We start from the raw sequence: 19,267 nt of genomic DNA, 5'->3' as shown, positions 1-19,267 counted from the left end.
TTTACCGATATTTCAGTTTTTTTCACAATGATCAAAGATGCCTAATTTTAGGATCTGGCAAAATTATAAGGTTTTAGATTAACTTAATTTTATCATCAAAAAAATGTTAAAAATAACAGGCTTAGCATTTACATTTTAATTTTCCTTAAATTGCAAAACCTGCTTTATACTAGCCGCATACTTTTATTTTTTTATCTCCTATGTCCTCCGATTCACAAGTGAAAGTGCCTGCTCGGGCATTTGCACTGCTCCCGCTTATTGTTTTTCTGACCATTTTTTTGGGCAGTGGTATTTACCATTCCATCATTGGAACTGAGTTTGCGTTCTATCAAGTGAAAGCCCCAGTCGCTGCTCTTCCTGCAATTGTATTGGCAATTTTGCTCTATCGCGGCAAGATCAATGACGCGATTGATACCTTTATGAAAGGTGCTAGCCACCCGAATTTGATCTTAATGTTCATGGTCTTTATGCTCGCTGGTGCTTTTGCCAGTGTCAGCAGTGCCATCGGTAGTGTCGATGCAACAGTGCAGTTGGGACTATCGATGATTGCGCCTGAGTTCGTGCTGCCCATGCTGTTTATTATTGCGGCCTTTATTGCCACAGCGATGGGAACCTCCATGGGCACTATTGCAGCCTGTGCACCAATTGCCTTTGGTTTTACTCAAGTCACCGAAATTGAAGTGGTGTATGCCATTGGTGCTGTGGTCGGCGGTGCTATGTTTGGTGATAATCTGTCGATGATTTCAGATACCACCATTGCTGCAACGAACAGTCAAAAAGTTCAGCTTCGCGATAAATTTAAGGTCAATGTTTGGATTGCTGTTCCTGCATCGATTGTCAGTATTTGTATTTATTTATTCATGAGTCAAGGCTCACAAGCGATTGAACATAAAGCTTATAATGCGTGGCTAATCCTGCCGTATTTAGCCGTATTTATTTTGGCCTTTTCACGTTTGCACGTGCTTGCTGTGCTGACTATTGGTGTCTTACTGTCTGGATTGATTGGTTTGGTGATTCAACCTGAATTTAATTTTTTAAGCTTAAATAATTCTATTTATGAGGGCTTTACCGGCATGTTTGAAGTTGCCCTGCTTTCTATTTTCTTAGGTGGTATTTCTGCCATTATGCAAAAAGAAGGCGGTCTAGAATGGCTGATTCAACGTATTTACAGCATGACACGCTGCTTTAAAGTTGGTGCTGAACGCGCAGGTGAAATTGGTATCAGTTTCTTGGTAATTTTCTCCAACCTATTTGTAGCAAACAACACTGTCGCAATTATTTTATCTGGTGACATGGCACGTGAAGTCGCCAAAGAATATGGTGTAGACCCTAAACGTGCTGCTGCACTTTTGGACATTTTCTCTTGCGTAGTCCAAGGTCTCATTCCTTATGGCGCACAGCTGTTACTGGCTTGTTCGATCGCAAAACTTTCGCCTATGGAACTGATTGGTAGTGTGTATTACTGTTGGGTCTTGGCGATCTTTGCCATCCTTGCCATTTTACTGCGTTATCCAAAATTAAAAGCCGCGGCATAAGCTTGGCTTAAAAGAAAAGCGGTCGTTTGACCGCTTTTTTTAATGTTGTTTGAAAGGCTTTTCTTAACGATAAATCTGCACGTTTTATTCTAATTTTAAGGCTCTCTTTCGCGCGAACAATGTCTCTCCACTATATGCCTTAAAAGCACGTGCCAAAGCAGACTGATCTGAATAACCTAGCTGTAAAGCGATATCTGTCAAATGGGTTTGTTGTGAAAGTAGATATTCACAGCGTTTCATCCGTTCCAGCTCCAAAAGCCGTTTAAACGAAGTGTCTTTCTCCTTTAACTGTCGTTGCAAGGTTCTGACTGACAGATGTAACTCCTCTGCTAACCACTCTATTTTAGGGGCTTGCTGTTTTCGTTTGAGATGATCAGCGATGCATTGTTGCATCTGTAGAATTGGATCTGCATGTTGCGGACGAGCGGCGATCGCCTCTTCGGCCTGACGTAATAACAATTGCATCAGCGATGGATCAGCAAGTTCTGACTTTAAATCCAAACTATCGGCATGAATCACAAATGAATATTTAAGGGTAGAAAATTCCATTTGGCAGCCATAAAACTTTTCATAGTGATAACGAGCCATCCGCGGTGCATGCGCAAAATGAATGCGGAGTAACTTTAAAGAATCTGGAAAAATTTGCTTGGCCAAATGTGCCATACAGGCCATCGTCAATTCATTCACCAACGCATATTCATCATCATGCTGTGGCCAAGACAGTATAATTTGATGATCTTGATGGCTCATATTCATCGGCACAATTTGCGCCCCATCAATCACCAAACGACTAAATCGCATCACATATTGCAAAGCATCTGCAACGCTATTACTCAGTGTCGCCATATAGCCTAACACCCCAAAATGCTCCGCACGAATATACTTGGCCATTTCAAAAACCAATTGCGGACAATCCAGATGCTGCTGAGTCAGTTGCATGATGCTGTTAAAAAAAGAATTCGGCGATTGAGAGTCGATCGGCAAAGACAGCACATGCTGAATTTGCGCAGCATACGGCGCAATCCATTCGAGCTGTGTATAGTTTAATTCACGCTCAAGTAAGACCATATTCCATAGTTGGAAGTAACCATTTGGGATCTGAATTTCAGCCATCTCGCCCCTCTTTCTGACCTGCCAATTCTGACATTTTATATTTTCTTCATGGCGTAAAATGTATAAAAATTGGCAATATCTGTCAAAACAAAGTGCAATTTCTCCGACATACTGCAATCAATACGACTCGCACAGAAAAAATATCATGAATGCTATCGTCAAATATCAAGTCGAACCCATTGTTCGCACAAAGCTAAATTTTAAGTTAGAAGAAATCCCGCGCTATTGGTTTGGCGGAGACCCCTTTTTAACACGTATGTTTGATGCCTTGAGCCTGACCTTTCCTGATGGCGAGCGCTATTTTATTGAATCTGTACGTCTGTTCCGCAGTCAAATTCAAGACCCTGATTTACAACAACGTGTCGCTGACTTTATTCGTCAAGAAGCGCAGCACGGTATGGCGCATGACAAAATGAATATGTTGATGAAACAACAAGGCATGCCTGTCGATGCGTTCATTAAACGTCTGAATAAAATTTTTAAATTTGAACTGAGCAAGCGCTCACCAGAATACAACATTGCCATGACGGCTTCCGCCGAGCATTTAACTGCGCTGATGGCTGAAACGTTCTGTAGCCAAAAGTCCGTCTTAGAATCTGCGCATCCTTATGTCCGTGCATTATTTATTTGGCATGCGATAGAAGAAATGGAACATCGCGATGTGGCTTTTGATGTGATGAAAGATGTGGCGAAGGTCGATGAAAATTTAAAGAAATTTACTTTGGTCTGGACCAGTGGATTAATGCTCGGCTTTACCTTATACCGTGCCAATGTGATGCTGAAACATGACGGCTTTAGTTTCACTGAACGTTTAAAATTAAATATGAAAGGCTTACCATGGTTCTTTGGTAAAAATGGCACCCTCACCCGAATGAGCAAGCCATATCGAGATTGGTTTAAAAAAGACTTCCATCCGAGTCAGCATCCCATTGTGCAAAATTATGATCTTTGGTTAAAAACTTATGAAGAAACCAATGATCCAATTCAAGCTGCGGAAGTGTTTTGGCAAGCTGCGAAATAAAAATTGAATAAAAAAAGCCGCATCGATTGCGGCTTTTTTATAGGCTTAGACTCACCATTTGGCATAGTGCTGCTCAAGTAAACCATATTCATTTAAGAATACTATTTCTTCGCCATCACGTTGAATTGTACCGCTAATTTTTGCCTGCCATTGACTGAACTGACTACCGACCAATCTTAAATTCAGGTTTTCATAGCGCCGCCAACCTGTGGTGACGATCAAATTTAAGCTGTTATCTAATGAGCTAATATTCCATTGATTATCGCCTTGTTGCTGAAACAGTACATCAGACATGGCATATAGATGTCCATTGACCCAAAGGCAATTTTCATTGCCAAAGCTTTCATTTACCCCTGAGGCAAGATTGATCCCAACGCGTCGATTTTGACTGTCCCAAAAGTTACACGATAACCAAAACCATGCGGTTTCAGGACGAAGAAAACCACAGGTATCATCTAAAGACACCAATGTCCGGTCATGGAATTGAATGGTCTTGCCTTGCTTATTGATAAAAAAACCTTCACACCCTAACGTCGTCAATTTTTGAGTATAGGTCCAACCATTAATCCCTGTAGGGCTACACATACTCAGCGGATCTGTCCCTGCGCAAAACACTCGAGCGCTCAGTTTGAGTTCGCCATGTTTTGACATTTGAATGTATCGCACACCATTGGCATGCTGAATATCCAGTTGAATCCCTGACTTAATAAAATGACTCTGATTAAATAAAGGTTGTTCATCTAAAACGGTATTGCGTGATAGGAAATTAATCGAATTCCATTCCAACACTTCATTCGTAATATGATCATACACATAGACAAAACCGTGCCCCGCCCACGCGATATCGGCGATCGCTAGACCAATCGTATAATGTTCATGCTGAATACAACAAAATTTAAATTTTTTATATTTTAAACGCTTACGCCAACCTTCAAGTCGTTTTCCATACGGTGTCTTATATTCATACTTACTTAAATCGATGCGATTGGGAAGTTCACTAAAACGCCCATAATGCGGCTGTCCATTCGGCCGTATTAAATCCATATACGCCATTCCATTGAGGTTTAAGGTCTAAATCCTGAATGTTATTATGCCTATTATTTAACGCCTGAAAAGACAATCCATCTGATTTCAGGCGAATATCACAAAAAAATATAAAAGCTGACATTTCAGCTCTTAATCATCACAAATGTTCATTTATTAAGATGTAATCATTTTTCCATGAATTTTGCTGGCTATGCGGGGTTTCAACCAATTCGATATAGCGCCCATACACATGATCAATCGCAATACAATCATCAACATCTAGGGTTCGGTCGGTATGTTGTTTTTGCCAATGTGACTCAAAAAAAGCTTTGCCCCGTTGTTTTGCAACGCTGGCATTTTGTCCTGTCACCAAAACATAACGATGTAATTCACCAAATTCACGGGCATCATATCCCCCGAGATTAATCAGCCATAATTTTTCATCTTCAGCTCGGGGCGCGGCATCACAAAATTGGATACGATAATGCCGATTTTCAGTGCTGACCGTATGTACCTGTGCCCAAGCATCAACATGTAAGCCTTTTTGCTCACCAAACCATGCCGTTCTCAGTTGTGGATAAACCTCTTCTAATGCGTTACCCACTGCAAGAATGACATCATGCACTTCGATATTTGCTCTTGGATGGCGTCCGCCGAGCATCACCATAAACAAATTGGACACAATCTTCCCCCTATTTTGACTTCAACTGCCCACATAGGGCTGAAGCAATTTCAATAAAATCACGCCGCCTAAAGAGAGTACTGCATTGTTGACGAAATGAATGAGTAAGACATGCCAAATGTTACGCGTCCACAAATAGATGAGGTTGAGAAATAGACCTGCCGCCATAAAACTAATGGTCGCAATCAAATCGCCATTAAAATTATGATAATGAATCAAGCCGAATAAGATTGAGTTCAGTAATACCAATATCAATCGCCACAGCCACGGTTGTATAAATAGCTTTTGTAGCAAGGTATAGCGGAAAATAATATCTTCGAGCAATGCGGTAAATAATGGCCCAAGGCTGATGATCAGCAAGCTAAAAAACGCAATCGTATTGGGATCAATGGTCGATTCTTTTTCAATGTTCTCTCCCACTGGCAACAGACTGCGTGTAAAAGAAATCACTACTTGTAAGACGACTGCACCAACAACCACCAACAGACTTGAACGCCAAAAGGCCTGTTTATACTTTTGCCAGTGCGTATATAGCATCGTTTTATAGAGCCAACACACGGCAATAAATAAAATACCGCGAAAGATCGAATCACCCAAAGCAACCTGAGCTGAAACACCAAAAAATTGGTCTAAGACATAACTGTTGAGCAAGATCAGCGGAAGAATACACAGAGCAAAAGTATCACGCCATTGCCAAGAAATATGGGTTGGAAAGGATTCTGCACGAACCAATTGGGTAAATGTCATTGTTATAAAGTCTTTCTAAAGCAATAAAATTTCCACAGTATTGTGATTTATTTCACACTTTAACTTTGCTTGTTTTTTGTAGGCCTTTTTAGACTTACATTTATGGTCATAAAAAAAATCGCGCAAAATGACTTCTGCGCGATTTTGATATTTTCTAAAAAACCTCTCCCCTTGCGAACTCAGAATACATTCTGAGATCCTCACCTTTAACAAAGGAGGGCTTTTCCCCTCTTTATTAAAGAGGGGTTGGGGGAGATTTTACATCTCAACCATTTCCACGCCATCAATGCGGGCAACGGTCATTAAATCTTTATCGCCACGGCCTGATACAGTCGCAATAATAATTTGGTCTTTGTCCATGGTCGGCGCAAGTTTCGTCACATAAGCCATCGCATGTGAGCTTTCCAATGCAGGGATAATACCTTCAATTTGGGTTAAATCACGGAAGCCTTGTAGCGCTTCAGTGTCATTGATTGGCACATAGTTCACACGGTGCATATCTTTGAGGAAACTGTGCTCAGGGCCTACACCTGGGTAGTCCAGGCCTGCAGAGATTGAATGTGTTTCAATGATTTGACCTTGATCATCCGACATCAAGTACGTACGGTTACCGTGAAGTACACCGACATGACCTGCGTTTAATGGTGCAGAATGCTTGCCCGTTTCAATGCCGTAGCCTGCAGCTTCGACACCGTACATTTTCACGTCTTCATCATTTAAGAATGGATAGAACAAGCCCATCGCATTTGAGCCGCCGCCCACACATGCAACTAAAGCATCTGGTAAACGGCCTGCTTGTTCCTGAATTTGTTTACGCGCTTCACGACCAATGATTGATTGGAAATCACGAACCAATTGTGGATATGGGTGTGGACCTGCAACTGTACCAATCACGTAATAAGTTGAATCAACATTGGTGACCCAATCACGCATCGCTTCGTTCATGGCATCTTTCAATGTTTTTGAACCGCTTTCCACAGGTACAACCGTTGCGCCAAGTAAACGCATACGGTATACGTTCATGGCTTGACGTTTAACATCTTCTGCGCCCATGAACACCACGCATTCAAGGCCTAAACGCGCTGCAATCGTTGCAGTTGCTACACCGTGCTGACCTGCGCCTGTTTCGGCAATAATACGTTTTTTACCTGAAAGCTTAGCCAGTAAAGCCTGACCAATGGTGTTATTCACTTTATGTGAACCTGTATGGTTCAGGTCTTCACGTTTTAAGTAAATTTGCGCACCACCCAACTCTTTCGACCATCGCTCAGCATAATACAAAGGACTTGGACGACCGACGTAATACGCCAAGTCACGGTCGAATTCTGCCAAAAACTGTGCATCATCTTTCATGCGGAAATAGAGTTTTTCTAAGTCCTCAAGTGCTGCCATAAGAGTTTCTGACACAAAACGCCCGCCATGAATACCAAAATGCCCTTGTGCGTCTGGGAATTGGGTATAGTCGATTTTATTTTGCTGATCCACGAAGGACTCCTTGCATAAAGCGTTCTATGAGTTGTTGGTCTTTAATACCTTTACTTGATTCTACACCACCGCTCACATCTACGGCATAAGCGCCTGTGGTTTGAATCGCTTCTTCAATATTGTCAGGCTTTAAACCGCCCGCCAAAATTAAAGGAATATCGAGTTTTGGGAACTGTGCCCAGTCAAAGCTATGCCCTGTACCGCCTTTCAGCTCAGGATGCCATGCATCTAACAGTACGGCGCTTGCCCCTGCCTGCTGAAAAGCTTGGATTTCTGCAATCACATCCAATTCAGGTTTCATTTGAATGGCTTTATACCAACGGCGTCCAACGGACTTCGCAATCGTTTGGCACTGTTCAGGGCTTTCATCGCCATGAAACTGCAGTATGTCTACAGGTGAAATTTTTAAAATAGCCTGTATGTCCACAGCCGACGCATTCACAAATAAACCCACGGTCTGCACGTACGGCGGCACATGCTGAATCAGTTCAGCGGCCTGCACTGCCGTTACACTGCGCGGGCTGGGCGCAAAGAATACAAATCCTATCGCATCTGCACCAGCTTGGACGACAGACTGAATATCTTGAGTACGTGTAATTCCGCAGATTTTGGCACGGGTTCGCATGTTGTTTTGGCTCTGACTCCGCCCTATTCATAGCCTATCTATGAATATAAAGGCGAATCATTGTAATGCAATTTTCATGCATTGCGTGGATTTTCAGCATGATTACTGCGCAAAAATAAAAAGCCCTGAATGATCAGGGCCTTTTGAAATTTTAATGAATTATTTCATCGCATAACGTAAGGTTATCCAAGCTGTGCGGCCGTCTTGATTAAATAAAGTGCTATTGCTGTAGTTGGTCGAATATTCTTTATCAAACATATTGGCAAGCTTGGCTTGAACACTGAATTCAGGCGTTGCTTGATAAGTTACTCGCGTATCTACTGTGGCAAAAGAACCCAACTCATCAGTATTTGCAGCATTGGTATAACGCTTATCTTCGGCATGAACTGAAGCGCCGACAGTCCATTTATCCATCGTATAATCAGCTGATGCATTAAAGATTTGCTTTGGCTTTAAGACCAACTGCTTGCCATGGGACCCTGCTGTCTCATTTTCAGGCTCTTGATAGGTATAATTGATATTCCAAAGAAAATTATTCAACTGCTGAGTAAGTGATAGTTCAGCGCCTTTAATTTTGGCTTTATCTATATTGCTTGGAACATAGTTCCCCGATGCATTTGGTGCCCATGCGATCATGTTTTCAATTTCATTATGGAAAGCGTTTAGCTCCCATTGAACATTGCTGACCACGCCCTTGAAACCAACTTCATAGTTTTCAGATTCCTCTGGAACCAATGTCGGGCTTTTACTTCCTGGCCAATACAAATCGTTGAATGTTGGGGCTTTGAATGCGGTGCCATAGCTGACATAAGTTTGTATGGCATCATTGAAGCGATATCCTAAAGTTGCGCTTCCAGTCGTATGATTACCAAACTGCTCGTTATCTTCCTGACGGACTGCACCTTGCACATCGAAGTTACCAAATGAACCTAGATATTGCGCAAAATAAGCTTTGTTATCACGCTCTTTAACAGCATAAGCTTTAGTACCTGAGACTTCATCATTCTGATAATCAAAGCCAAGCATCAATGTATTTTGCTGATTAAAGTTCAATGTATTCAGCCAAGATAAGCTGTCCCGCTGAGTGTTGATCACTGATGGATAGCCATCTCGGCTATCTAACTTGTCTTCAGAGCGACCTAACTTTAATCCTGTAGTCCACACATCAAATGGCTTGTAGGTAGCACCAATGCTGTAAACATTTTGCTCGATTTTACTATGCACATTTTTTGCATCAATATAAGGAGAACCCCAGTCATCCCTATTATCATATTCATTTTCACCATCAACAACTAAAACACTTGCATCAATATCAAACTGATCATTGAATTTATGCCCCATACGTAAAGATGCTGACTTGTTTTCATAGCCATCTTTATCAAGGTCATAAGGCTCCGCAATATTTGTCGCATCAATGCCTTGAGTTTTTGTTCCTGCAACATTCAGTGTTGCCCAAGTATCATTTTGGCGAATATTTAAACCAACATTCCCTTGATACGTTTCATGCGAACCATAGGTAAAAGATGCAAATGGTTTTATGCCGTTTTGCGTGCCTTTACGGGTAAAGATTTGAATTACACCGCCAATCGCTTCTGAACCATACAAGCTAGAACGCGGACCACGCAGAACTTCGACACGCTCAATCTGATCAATTGGGAAGTGTTCAAAAGCCGTTTCACCAAGCGTTGCTGAACCTACCTTTTGACCATCCACCAAGACCAATGCATGGCGATTACCCGTACCGCGAATTGAAACACTGGTAACTTTACCTAAACCGCCAGTATTGCTATACGTGACGCCCGGCACAGTACGTAATAAGTCTTGTAATGAATTAAATTGCTTACGTTCAATTTCTTCACGGCTAATCACGGTCACTGCTGCCAAAGTTTTTTGTGAGTCTTGCTCAACAATATTGGCAACGGTGTTGGTAATGACTGGAAGTTGATGAACTTGGTCTTCTGCCATGGCCGCAGAAAGTGGAGATAAAACAAAAAGCGACCCTAGTAGAGTCTTAGAGAAAGAATGCATGCTGTATTCCCCGATCGCACCACCCGTGCGAAATAAAAGTGATTAACGCGAGGCAGTTTTTGGGTAAGCGATGGCTTGCCATTTTTCAGACAGAAGCATGCAATCCCGCTATAACGCCCGCCGCATTATGAATAGGTCTGCATCAGGCCGGTCTCCGGACTTACGTTATGAATAACGATTCACCGTTGCGGGGGCAGTGTCAGATAACAACAGATCTATACTGCTGGACTGACTTCCCAGTTTCACTTCTCAATTAAGGAAGCACCTGAAGCATGGGCAGATTAGTTTCTGCCCCACAGCAAGTCAAGCTGTATATGCAGCTATCTTAAAATGCCCGACGGATTCGATTGTTCGATAAATCGGAGTTCTCTATACTTAAACCATTCACAACAGTTGGCATGGGAAGTTTCTACAACACTGCCCCCGCAACGGTGCGCAAGCGAAACCTTGCCAGTCCGATACCTGCCGACCGTGTTCTATCACTCAATCATTTACGTGGGGTAAATGCATGGAGCTTTGTATGCCTTTTCCTTTTCAGCCGACTGCGCTTGCAGCTGGCATATCTGCGCTTTGTATTTTTAACTCCGAAATGTCTGTTGCAGCGGATTCCATTACACAACCTAGAATGGACACCATTGTCGTCACAGCAACACGTTCTGCAGAAAAATTGGAAAATGTGCCAGCACGTATTTCCATTATTGATGAGTCGCTCATAGATCAATCACCAATTGCATCATTTCCACATTTATTAATGAGTGATGCTTCTATCAATATGGTGCAGCTGGGTGGCTATGGACAACAAGCTTCATTTTTTTTACGTGGCACAGAGTCAGACCACACTTTGGTATTGCGTGACGGTGTCCGTTTAAATAATGATGCCAGCGGTTTAGCGCCAAATAATTTTATAGATACCACAGACATTAAGCAGATTGAGGTTTTAAAAGGCCCAGCATCTGTCCTTTATGGCACCAATGCCATTGGTGGTGTGGTACAAATCATTAGCAAAACCCCTGAAAAAAATGCAGCTTTTATCAGCGCTGAAATAGGTGGAAATCAAACCTATAAAAGTACTGTCGGGGTAGACCTAGCCAAGCAAGGTTTTTATGCGCAAATTCGTGGACAGCGTTTAGAAACCGACGGCACATTGATTCATGAACATGAAAATGCCAGAGCTTCTAGCTTTAATCAAAAAGGCGTGTCTACCAAATTTGGCTATGAAGAAACACGCTTTGGCACTTCATTGGATTATTCTGAAAACCAAGGTAATGCTCAATATGAGCAATACAGCTGGAATTCACTGCAATATGAGCAAAAGTCGCAAGATTTTAAAAATCAAATTGCAACCCTGAAGTCACACTTCAACCCCACAGATCAGCTGACCCTGAATGCTCGCGTGTCTTATTTTAAAGATGAGTTGGAACAGCTCAAAATCTTTGAACAGACCCATTATGAATCCACTGAATATGAACTGACCGCAAAACAGCAAATGACGCCGTCTCAGAACATCATTGCAGGCATCACCCATCGGCAGCTAGAAACATCAACGCTAAAAACTGCAGAGTCTTTTCATCAAGACTTAAACAGTACGGGTTATTATCTACAGCACCAATATCAAACTGATAAATTAAAAACTCAAGCGGGTATTCGTCGTGAAGACCATGAAAAATATGGTCAACACACGGTCGGACAAGTTGCTGCGCGTTATTTTTTCACGCCGTTGTTTAGTAGCTATGCCAATATTGGTACAGCATTTAAAGCGCCAACCATGAACGACTTATATTATGGCGACTATGCAAACCCTGACTTAAAACCCGAAGAAAGTCAATCCTATGAAATTGGGCTAGACCTACAAATGACACCACAACTAAAAACTGGTTTGTCTATCTACAGAACTGAAATTGATAACCTTATTGATTCTGATCCCAACAATAACTGGAAGTTTGCCAATATTGATGCAGTGACCATTCAAGGTTCAGAAGTCTATGTGAATTGGAGCAATGAGGCATTTTTTACAAAGGCCAGTTATAGCTACAATCAAGCAAAAAATGATAAAACAGGTTTGGATTTGAGCCGCCGCCCACGTCAAAAACTGGCATTGTCAGCTGGTTGGGCTGATGAACATTATGGGCTGTCAACAACACTGAGTGCGAACAGCCATTCAGACAGCAGTAATTATGATGAGGATGTGATCCCTGGACATGCTCAGATTGATTTCAATAGTTATTACCAACCCAACGAGCAACTGCGCTTCTTTGCCAATATTCAAAATGTCGGCGATGTTCAATATAAAACGGCTTCTGCTGGCAATTTCGACGGCAAATTCTATTTAAATGGCGGCCGTTTGGCTTCCTTTGGCATCACAGTTAGATATTAATTTCACACTGATTTATTCAACTTTTAATCAAAAAATGGACAATTAAAATGGGCCACCGTTTAAGTAAAATTTATACCCGCACAGGCGATTCAGGCACAACAGGTCTTGGTGACGGATCACGTGTAGCAAAGGATGATTTACGCATTGAAGCCTTAGGAGATGTCGATGAACTCAATTCAAGCATTGGTATTCTGCGTTCGCACATCGCACTTAGCAGTATTGAAGACAAAGCGGCTTGGGATAAATCGCTCAGCCTGATTCAGCATTGGTTATTCGACCTTGGCGGTGAAGTCTGCATTCCAAACTTCAACTTGGTACAACCTGTGTCAATTGAGTTTTTGGAAAATGACATTGACCGTATGAATGAAGCGCTGCCAATGCTCAAAGACTTTATCCTGCCATCAGGAACATTGGTGTGCAGCTTTGCCCATCAAGCGCGTGCAGTTTGCCGCCGTGCAGAACGTCGTTTAATGGCTGTACATAACCGTGACCAGAACATTCAAGCACCGTCATTGCAGCTACTTAACCGACTCTCTGACTGGTTATTTGTCGCATCGCGTACATTACAACGCGCTGAAGGTGGTTCTGAGGTGCTGTGGCAGAAAAATATTAACGACACGATTGATCAATAAGTTTTGGATTCAAAAATTGCTCAAATCCTTTGACCAATTAAAAGTCTATTTTACATTGAAATAAATCGAAACATTTCGTCCGATCATTCTTGTATTTCAGGATGATCGGATCAAAATAACAGTGTCATCTCCCTGTCATTCTTACAGGACACTATGTTTTTATCTTTCAATTTTGCAGGCCCTTTATGCGCATAATCGGTCACCGTGGCGCTCGTGGTGAAGCACCTGAAAATACCCTAGGTGGTTTCCAATATATTCAAGATTTAGGCATACGCTCAGTTGAATTTGATGTGCGACAACTAAAAGATCGCGCCTTAATTGTGATGCATGACGATCAATTCATCCGTACCACCGGCCAAGATAAGTATCTTTATGAATGCGAAAGTTCTGAACTAGAACCGTATAACCATGCAGTGACATGGTCAGAATGGAATAAAGTTGAGCCGACGCCACTGCTCGAACAAACGCTCAAAATTATTCATAACTTCGATCATATTGAAGTCGAAGTGAAAGCAGTGAAGACACAGACTGAAGCTGAAGCGCTGACTGAAACCTTGGAACAACAGCTCCAAGGTTTCGAACATTCCGCGGTGATCACCAGTTTTGACCCTAAAATTCATCTTGCTTTGCAACAAAAAAAATCCGGCTTCAAACGCGGGCTTTTGGTTGAAACAGACGTAAAATTTAAAGCGATTGAACAAGCACTTGAATTAGGTTGTATCCAAATCGGTTGGATGAACCAACTCGCCAATTCAGACATTATTCAGGCCACGCAGCAGGCAAAATTAAATGTGAGCGTATGGACTGTCAACGACGTTGATCGTGCTAAACAGCTTAAAGATTGGGGCATTAACGGCTTAATTACCGACTATCCTAAATTAATGATGCAGCATTTTTAATGCTGCTTTATTCACCTAGATTTGTGTAATTCACTTCTCGATCAACACGTCGATATTTCAATCGGTCTATTTTCTTTCCAAAACCAATACAGTTTGTCCCCGACTGTTTTGCATCGTCATGTGTTTCCCTTTTATTTGGAATTGTGTTGCGGCTTGCAAGGCATCTAAAAGTTCAGCCTCTTGAGCCAAAGCCGAATCACAGCTGAAATAACCTGCTCGGGCATTCAGATCAATGCTGTGTTTTAAGGTATCAATCACATAAGTGCCACTGATAGTGTTACATCCCGTATTTCCCTGAATTTGTCGAAATTGCGAATTGAACTGAAGATAAGGTTGATGATGAAAGAACTTGGCTTTTTGCCCTGCAATTTGCACAATCGTCCATGGAATATCTTGTATCCCATCATTTACGCGAATGACTTTTAATGGCTGCTCAACGCTGTTGCCATGTGACTTTTCCTGTGATTTCCCTTGTGACTTTGTAGTCACCTTCTGCGTCGGAGAACTTTGACAGGCCATGAGTCCCAGACAACTGATCAGAAAGCCGCCCCAGATACAGTGTTTGACCAAAAGCTGCGGATTATTTTGACGATTTTGCTGTTTTTTTAGCATCTTTTTTACCCCACAAAAAGTCAAATAACTTCAGTCGTATTATGTTACTGTTTAGTACAATACAACTGTACAATAACAGTGGTGAAAACGGGTTTTCCCGTGCTACTATTCTGTACGTTTAAAATCCCTTAAAAAATTAATGGGATTAGTCCTATCTATACCTCCCAAGGTTTCAGGAGTGCTGTTGGAGATGAATGCTCCCCTACCCAAAGCCCCAATGAACTGGATTGCTATTTTTGCATTGGTGTTTTTACCTATTGTCGCAGTTATTGCAATTCCGTTATATGCCATTAATCATGATTTTAGTGCCGCTGCTTGGATCAGTATGTTTGTTTTACTGGGTGTCAGCAGTTTAGGTATTACCGCAGGTTATCACCGCTTATGGGCACACCGTGCTTATGAAGCAACCTTGCCTTTAAAAATCATTTTAATGCTCATGGGTACTTTTGCTGTTCAGAACAGTATTTTGTTCTGGGCTTCTGGTCACCGTACACATCACCGTCATGTAGACGATATTGACCAAGATCCATACTCGATTAATCGTGGTTTCTGGTATGCCCATATCGGGTGGATGCTTCGTGATTATCCAGCAGCAGAACCGAACTACAAAAACGCACCTGATCTGTTAAAAGATAAAGTCGTTTTGTTCCAAGATAAATACTACATTCCACTGGTAATTGCTGTTCATGCGGCGATTTTAGTGCCAATTGGTTGGGCTGTTGGCGACATGTGGGGCGTTCTATTATTGGGCGGTTTAATGCGTCTAATCTTGAGCCATCATGTGACGTTCTTTATTAACTCACTGTGTCACATGTGGGGTAAACGTCCGTATACTGACGAAAATACCGCTCGTGATAACTTCTGGCTAGCTATTGCTACTTGGGGTGAGGGTTATCATAACTATCACCACATTTTCCAATACGACTACCGTAATGGTGTGAAATGGTGGCAATACGATCCAACAAAATGGTTGATTTGGAGCTGCTCTAAATTAGGTCTTGCTAAAAATTTACGCCGTATCCCTAGCTTTAATATTAAAAAAGCTGAGTTGGCTATGAAGTTCAAGTATGCGGAACAAGACCTTGCCATCTATGGTCTAAACATGACTGATGATATTACGACAGCCAAACAACGTATTTCTCAAGAATATGATGCGTTTTCACAAACCTTGAATGACTGGGCAAAACTCAAAGAACAGGAAATTCAAGCGAAGAAAACTGCGGTTGCTGAAAAATTTCATCAAATGGATGACAAGCTAAAACTTGAATTCCAACAAGTTGAAAAACGTCTTTCACAGCACCGTGAAACACTAAATCAATTGATGCGTAATTTGAAAAAGAAAACAGCTTAATTCTATAAGCCCTTCTGATGATAGAGCCTCCCTTGTGGAGGTTTTATTGTTTTTAAGCTACAGTTTTTCCATCCAGTCTTTGCTATAGTTTCAACATAATTTGAATTTTTCAAGATCATTATGCTGTTCAATGCCCGCTATAACACCCTGCCACCTCGCCTGTATCACCATCAGCAGCCAGTTCCTCTAAAAGGTGCAAAAGCAGGGCATTTTAATGCCGCTCTTGCGGATGAGCTGCAATGGTCTGAGACAGATAAACAGGCTTGGGTAGACATTTGCAGCGGTCAAAGAACCTTTGCAGAATTTGAACCTTTGGCCATGGTCTACGCAGGTCACCAGTTTGGACAATGGGCCGGCCAATTGGGCGATGGACGCGGCTTATTGATTGCGCAAATCATCGATAAACATGGGCAAACCATTGACCTGCATCTCAAAGGCGCAGGCTCTACGCCTTATTCACGCATGGGCGATGGTCGTGCAGTATTGCGCTCGACTATTCGTGAATATTTGGCAGGACATGTGCTGAACAGCTTAGGTGTTGCATCGAGTAATGCAGTGGGTTTTACCAGTTCCGAGCAAGGCGTGCAGCGTGAAAAGCTCGAGCTCGGCGCGATGATGCTGCGTACATCTGACTGTCATATCCGATTGGGACATTTTGAATGGATCAATCAATATCAGGGTGATTTGCTACCTGAATTCACGCAAAAATGTATTGAGTGGCACTACCCTGAATGCTTGGATGCCGCACAACCGATTTTAGCTTTTGCCACTCAAGTCATTCAGCGTACCGCAGTGATGATTGCCAAATGGCAGCTGATTGGTTTTGCGCATGGCGTGATGAATACCGACAACCTGAATATTACAGGTTCAACTTTGGACTTCGGCCCTTATGGATTTATGGAGCGCTTCCGCCCAAACTGGATCAACAACCATTCGGATTACCAAGGCCGCTATACCTATCAGCAGCAGCCGAGCATTGGGCATTGGAATTTATGGCAATGGCTGAATAATCTCATTCCGCTCTGCCCTACGGACTATGACAAAGAACAGTGGAAAGAAGATTTAGCTAAGTGCTTAGAGCATTTTGAACTGACCTTCTTGGAACATTATAAATTGGGCTTAGCTCAGAAAATGGGTTTGCCAAGTTTTCATAAAGACAGCTTTGACTGCGCCATGGCCTTTTTGCGTATTCTGCAAAGTGAACAGCTGGATTACACGCAAAGCTTTATTCGTCTGCAAAATCATGAATATGAAGCCATTAAAGATGACTGTTTAGACCGTCGCGCATTTGAAGGTTTCTTGGCCCAATATGAAAGCATCCGTGAGCATCAGGACACCGATGCTTTAGATGCGGAAATGGCACAGGCCAATCCGCAATATATCTTGCGTAACCATATGGCGCAAAAGGCGATTGAGCTAGCTGAACGCAATGATTTTTCAGAGGTAGAACGCTTATATACATTACTAAGCCAGCCTTATCTGAAACAGCCTGAACTGGAAACAACAGAAGATTTAGGCCCCTTGCCAAGTGATGTGCCTGAAGTGATGGTGAGCTGCTCATCTTAAACATTTATCCACAAATTCATGCATCACTCGACTCAAAATTGTGGATAATTTAGACATTATCCACAATACCGAAATGGATGGACTGTAATGCCGTCCATCCTCTAAAAAATAATGACAAGAAAACGTATCGCTATTTTTAGTTTCGCTACCCTCTTCTGTATTGTGGCGGCCTACCTTGCCTATCAAAAATTTGAAAAATATCTACCTACACCTGCCAATGTACTGGCCTTTCCACATAAATTAAGTGATTTGCAAATTCAAAAAATTCGCACAGAAACGCCGATCGACAGTATTCAAGTACATAAAGCTGAGCGTTATTTAGAGTTAAAACATCAGAATATGGTCATTCGGCGTTACCCGATGCGTCTGGGTTTTCAACCGCTTGGACATAAAGTTCAAGAAGGTGATGGCAAGACGCCAGAAGGAACTTATCATATAGATTGGCGCAATCCGCAAAGCGCATTTTATAAATCTTTGCATATCTCTTACCCCAATGCGGCCGATAAACAGAAGGCTAAAAATCTAGGGGTTTCTGCAGGTGGTGACATTATGATTCATGGTTCGGCGACCAGTTTACAAATGAAAGCTGCACCACAACTGATGACGTATTTCCCACAAAAAGATTGGACTTGGGGCTGTATTGCAGTGCGCAATATTGATATGGATGAAATTTGGCAACTGGTGAATAATGATACAGAGATTCATATTCATCCTTAATATTAAATACAGTCTTTATTTTTTGAGCGATTCTAGATGATTTCATTACACACTGTAGCTGAAAAGACAGCCTTAGACTTGCCTGAAACAACCTGTAGCCAGCCTTTTGGCGAAGGCTGTGATGTGTTTAAAGTGATGGATAAGGTGTTTATGCTGAGTTTTCATTTGGAAGGCAAAGCGGCCGTTAATTTAAAGGTGCTGCCGGACAATGGCGTGATGCTCAGAGATATTTATCCCTTTATTCGTGCTGGCTGGCATATGAATAAGCAGCATTGGATTTCTGTATTTGCAGATGAAGAATTGGAAGAAGAACTGCTGCAAGATTTGGTGCTAAATTCTTATGAATTGGTGGTGTCGAAGTTAAAGAAAGGACAACGGCAGAGGATTGAATTGCTGAGAAGTGTTTAGATAACACTTCCCTTACAATTAAGTTAATATTGAGAATTTCGTGTAATCGCCATTATGTTCAATAACTGGTTTCATAAATTAAAGATTTGGAAATCGAATCTTTGTTTCAGCATTTCTAATTTCATTACTAGTAAAAGAAATAGTTGTTCCTAATGAATAAGCATAGATTCCTTGGATAGAATCATTAGATGATTCATATGAAATATAAAATCCATTATCACCCCTACCTATCCATTCAAAATTATTTTTATATTTTTCAAAAAGATAATTAATTAATTCCTTTTTTATTTCTATATTATCTGTATCAATTTCATAAGCAATACAATAGATTTCTTTCATAAGTCATTTTTCACTCAGCTCCAAGTTATAAATTCCAGCAATTAGATTGAATCTCAATGCTAGTCTTTTGCCTCGATTGCGATATCGCTCAGCAAGAATTTTGAAGG

At 41.7% G+C, this 19,267-nt stretch carries 18 protein-coding genes, 1 pseudogene and 1 riboswitch; of the genes and pseudogenes, 9 read left to right on the top strand and 10 right to left on the bottom strand.

All coding sequences use genetic code 11. The annotated features are described in order from the left end of the window. The first annotated feature begins 200 nt into the window (after positions 1–200). Positions 201–1,535 (top strand): Na+/H+ antiporter NhaC family protein, encoded by a 1,335-nt coding sequence (locus tag FTU36_RS13700; RefSeq protein WP_180118289.1) that lies wholly within the window; start codon positions 201–203, stop codon positions 1,533–1,535. Between the two features lie 84 nt (positions 1,536–1,619). Here the strand turns inward: FTU36_RS13700 and FTU36_RS13695 are convergent, their stop codons facing one another. Beyond that, a complete protein-coding gene (locus FTU36_RS13695) occupies positions 1,620–2,648 on the bottom strand; it encodes an AraC family transcriptional regulator (protein ID WP_180118287.1) in 1,029 nt (342 codons plus the stop codon). A 145-nt stretch (positions 2,649–2,793) separates the two neighbouring features. Here FTU36_RS13695 and FTU36_RS13690 point away from each other — a divergent pair, with 145 nt between their 5' ends. Then, entirely contained in the window at positions 2,794–3,669 is an 876-nt protein-coding gene (locus tag FTU36_RS13690; RefSeq protein ID WP_078191325.1) for a metal-dependent hydrolase, read from the top strand. Between the two features lie 51 nt (positions 3,670–3,720). On the opposite strand, the gene FTU36_RS13685 is transcribed toward FTU36_RS13690, so the two are convergent. The 6 genes from FTU36_RS13685 to FTU36_RS13660 form a co-directional block, all read right to left on the bottom strand. Continuing rightward, the gene (locus FTU36_RS13685; RefSeq protein WP_180040652.1) at positions 3,721–4,713 is read right to left on the bottom strand and encodes a DUF2804 domain-containing protein; all 993 of its coding nucleotides are present in this window, start codon (positions 4,711–4,713) and stop codon (positions 3,721–3,723) included. Between the two features lie 139 nt (positions 4,714–4,852). Next, entirely contained in the window at positions 4,853–5,377 is a 525-nt protein-coding gene (locus FTU36_RS13680) for a DUF1543 domain-containing protein (protein ID WP_180118285.1), read from the bottom strand. A gap of 21 nt (positions 5,378–5,398) precedes the next feature. Continuing rightward, positions 5,399–6,124: a CPBP family intramembrane glutamic endopeptidase gene (locus FTU36_RS13675; RefSeq protein WP_180118283.1), complete on the bottom strand. Its 726-nt coding sequence runs from the start codon at positions 6,122–6,124 to the stop codon at positions 5,399–5,401. A 258-nt stretch (positions 6,125–6,382) separates the two neighbouring features. Next, positions 6,383–7,609: a tryptophan synthase subunit beta gene (gene trpB, locus FTU36_RS13670; protein ID WP_111885382.1), complete on the bottom strand. Its 1,227-nt coding sequence runs from the start codon at positions 7,607–7,609 to the stop codon at positions 6,383–6,385. Then, positions 7,593–8,234 (bottom strand): phosphoribosylanthranilate isomerase, encoded by a 642-nt coding sequence (locus FTU36_RS13665; protein ID WP_180118281.1) that lies wholly within the window; start codon positions 8,232–8,234, stop codon positions 7,593–7,595. Before FTU36_RS13665 ends, trpB begins: the two co-directional genes overlap by 17 nt. A gap of 159 nt (positions 8,235–8,393) precedes the next feature. Further along, complete coding sequence (locus FTU36_RS13660; protein WP_180118280.1) at positions 8,394–10,262, bottom strand: TonB-dependent receptor domain-containing protein; 1,869 nt, start codon at positions 10,260–10,262, stop codon at positions 8,394–8,396. A gap of 127 nt (positions 10,263–10,389) precedes the next feature. After that, a riboswitch (cobalamin riboswitch) is annotated at positions 10,390–10,546 on the bottom strand. Positions 10,547–10,782: 236 nt separating this feature from the next. On the opposite strand from FTU36_RS13660, the gene FTU36_RS13655 reads away from it, so the two are divergent. From FTU36_RS13655 to FTU36_RS13645, 3 genes are all read left to right on the top strand, one after another. Next, complete coding sequence (locus FTU36_RS13655) at positions 10,783–12,636, top strand: TonB-dependent siderophore receptor (protein WP_180022410.1); 1,854 nt, start codon at positions 10,783–10,785, stop codon at positions 12,634–12,636. Between the two features lie 47 nt (positions 12,637–12,683). Continuing rightward, positions 12,684–13,268 (top strand): cob(I)yrinic acid a,c-diamide adenosyltransferase, encoded by a 585-nt coding sequence (locus tag FTU36_RS13650; protein WP_111885379.1) that lies wholly within the window; start codon positions 12,684–12,686, stop codon positions 13,266–13,268. A 185-nt stretch (positions 13,269–13,453) separates the two neighbouring features. After that, positions 13,454–14,167: a glycerophosphodiester phosphodiesterase gene (locus FTU36_RS13645; protein WP_180005543.1), complete on the top strand. Its 714-nt coding sequence runs from the start codon at positions 13,454–13,456 to the stop codon at positions 14,165–14,167. Positions 14,168–14,233: 66 nt separating this feature from the next. On the opposite strand, the gene FTU36_RS13640 is transcribed toward FTU36_RS13645, so the two are convergent. After that, positions 14,234–14,779, bottom strand: coding sequence for an META domain-containing protein (locus FTU36_RS13640; RefSeq protein ID WP_180022411.1), 546 nt, complete (start codon positions 14,777–14,779; stop codon positions 14,234–14,236). Positions 14,780–14,969: 190 nt separating this feature from the next. Between FTU36_RS13640 and FTU36_RS13635 the strand changes: the two genes are divergently transcribed. From FTU36_RS13635 to FTU36_RS13620, 4 genes are all read left to right on the top strand, one after another. Next, positions 14,970–16,130 carry an acyl-CoA desaturase gene (locus FTU36_RS13635; RefSeq protein ID WP_180049967.1) on the top strand — a complete coding sequence of 387 codons (1,161 nt, stop codon included), beginning with the start codon at positions 14,970–14,972 and terminating at the stop codon, positions 16,128–16,130. 120 nt (positions 16,131–16,250) lie between these two features. Further along, positions 16,251–17,696, top strand: a complete 1,446-nt coding sequence (locus tag FTU36_RS13630; RefSeq protein ID WP_180118279.1) for a YdiU family protein — start codon at positions 16,251–16,253, stop codon at positions 17,694–17,696. Between the two features lie 111 nt (positions 17,697–17,807). Beyond that, positions 17,808–18,413 carry a murein L,D-transpeptidase family protein gene (locus FTU36_RS13625; protein WP_180005539.1) on the top strand — a complete coding sequence of 202 codons (606 nt, stop codon included), beginning with the start codon at positions 17,808–17,810 and terminating at the stop codon, positions 18,411–18,413. A gap of 36 nt (positions 18,414–18,449) precedes the next feature. Next, complete coding sequence (locus FTU36_RS13620; RefSeq protein ID WP_218945821.1) at positions 18,450–18,821, top strand: MmcQ/YjbR family DNA-binding protein; 372 nt, start codon at positions 18,450–18,452, stop codon at positions 18,819–18,821. A gap of 78 nt (positions 18,822–18,899) precedes the next feature. On the opposite strand, the gene FTU36_RS13615 is transcribed toward FTU36_RS13620, so the two are convergent. Together FTU36_RS13615 and FTU36_RS13610 are read right to left on the bottom strand one after the other, a co-directional pair. After that, entirely contained in the window at positions 18,900–19,160 is a 261-nt protein-coding gene (locus tag FTU36_RS13615; RefSeq protein WP_257222617.1) for a hypothetical protein, read from the bottom strand. Between the two features lie 3 nt (positions 19,161–19,163). Then, positions 19,164–19,267: pseudogene (locus FTU36_RS13610) on the bottom strand (IS5/IS1182 family transposase); the annotation flags it as partial.

The organism is Acinetobacter sp. YH12096, from assembly GCF_013419215.1.
GTDB classification, from domain to species: domain Bacteria; phylum Pseudomonadota; class Gammaproteobacteria; order Pseudomonadales; family Moraxellaceae; genus Acinetobacter; species Acinetobacter amyesii.
Note: the sequence above shows the minus strand (reverse complement) of the source record. Positions and strands in the feature narration are given on the sequence as shown.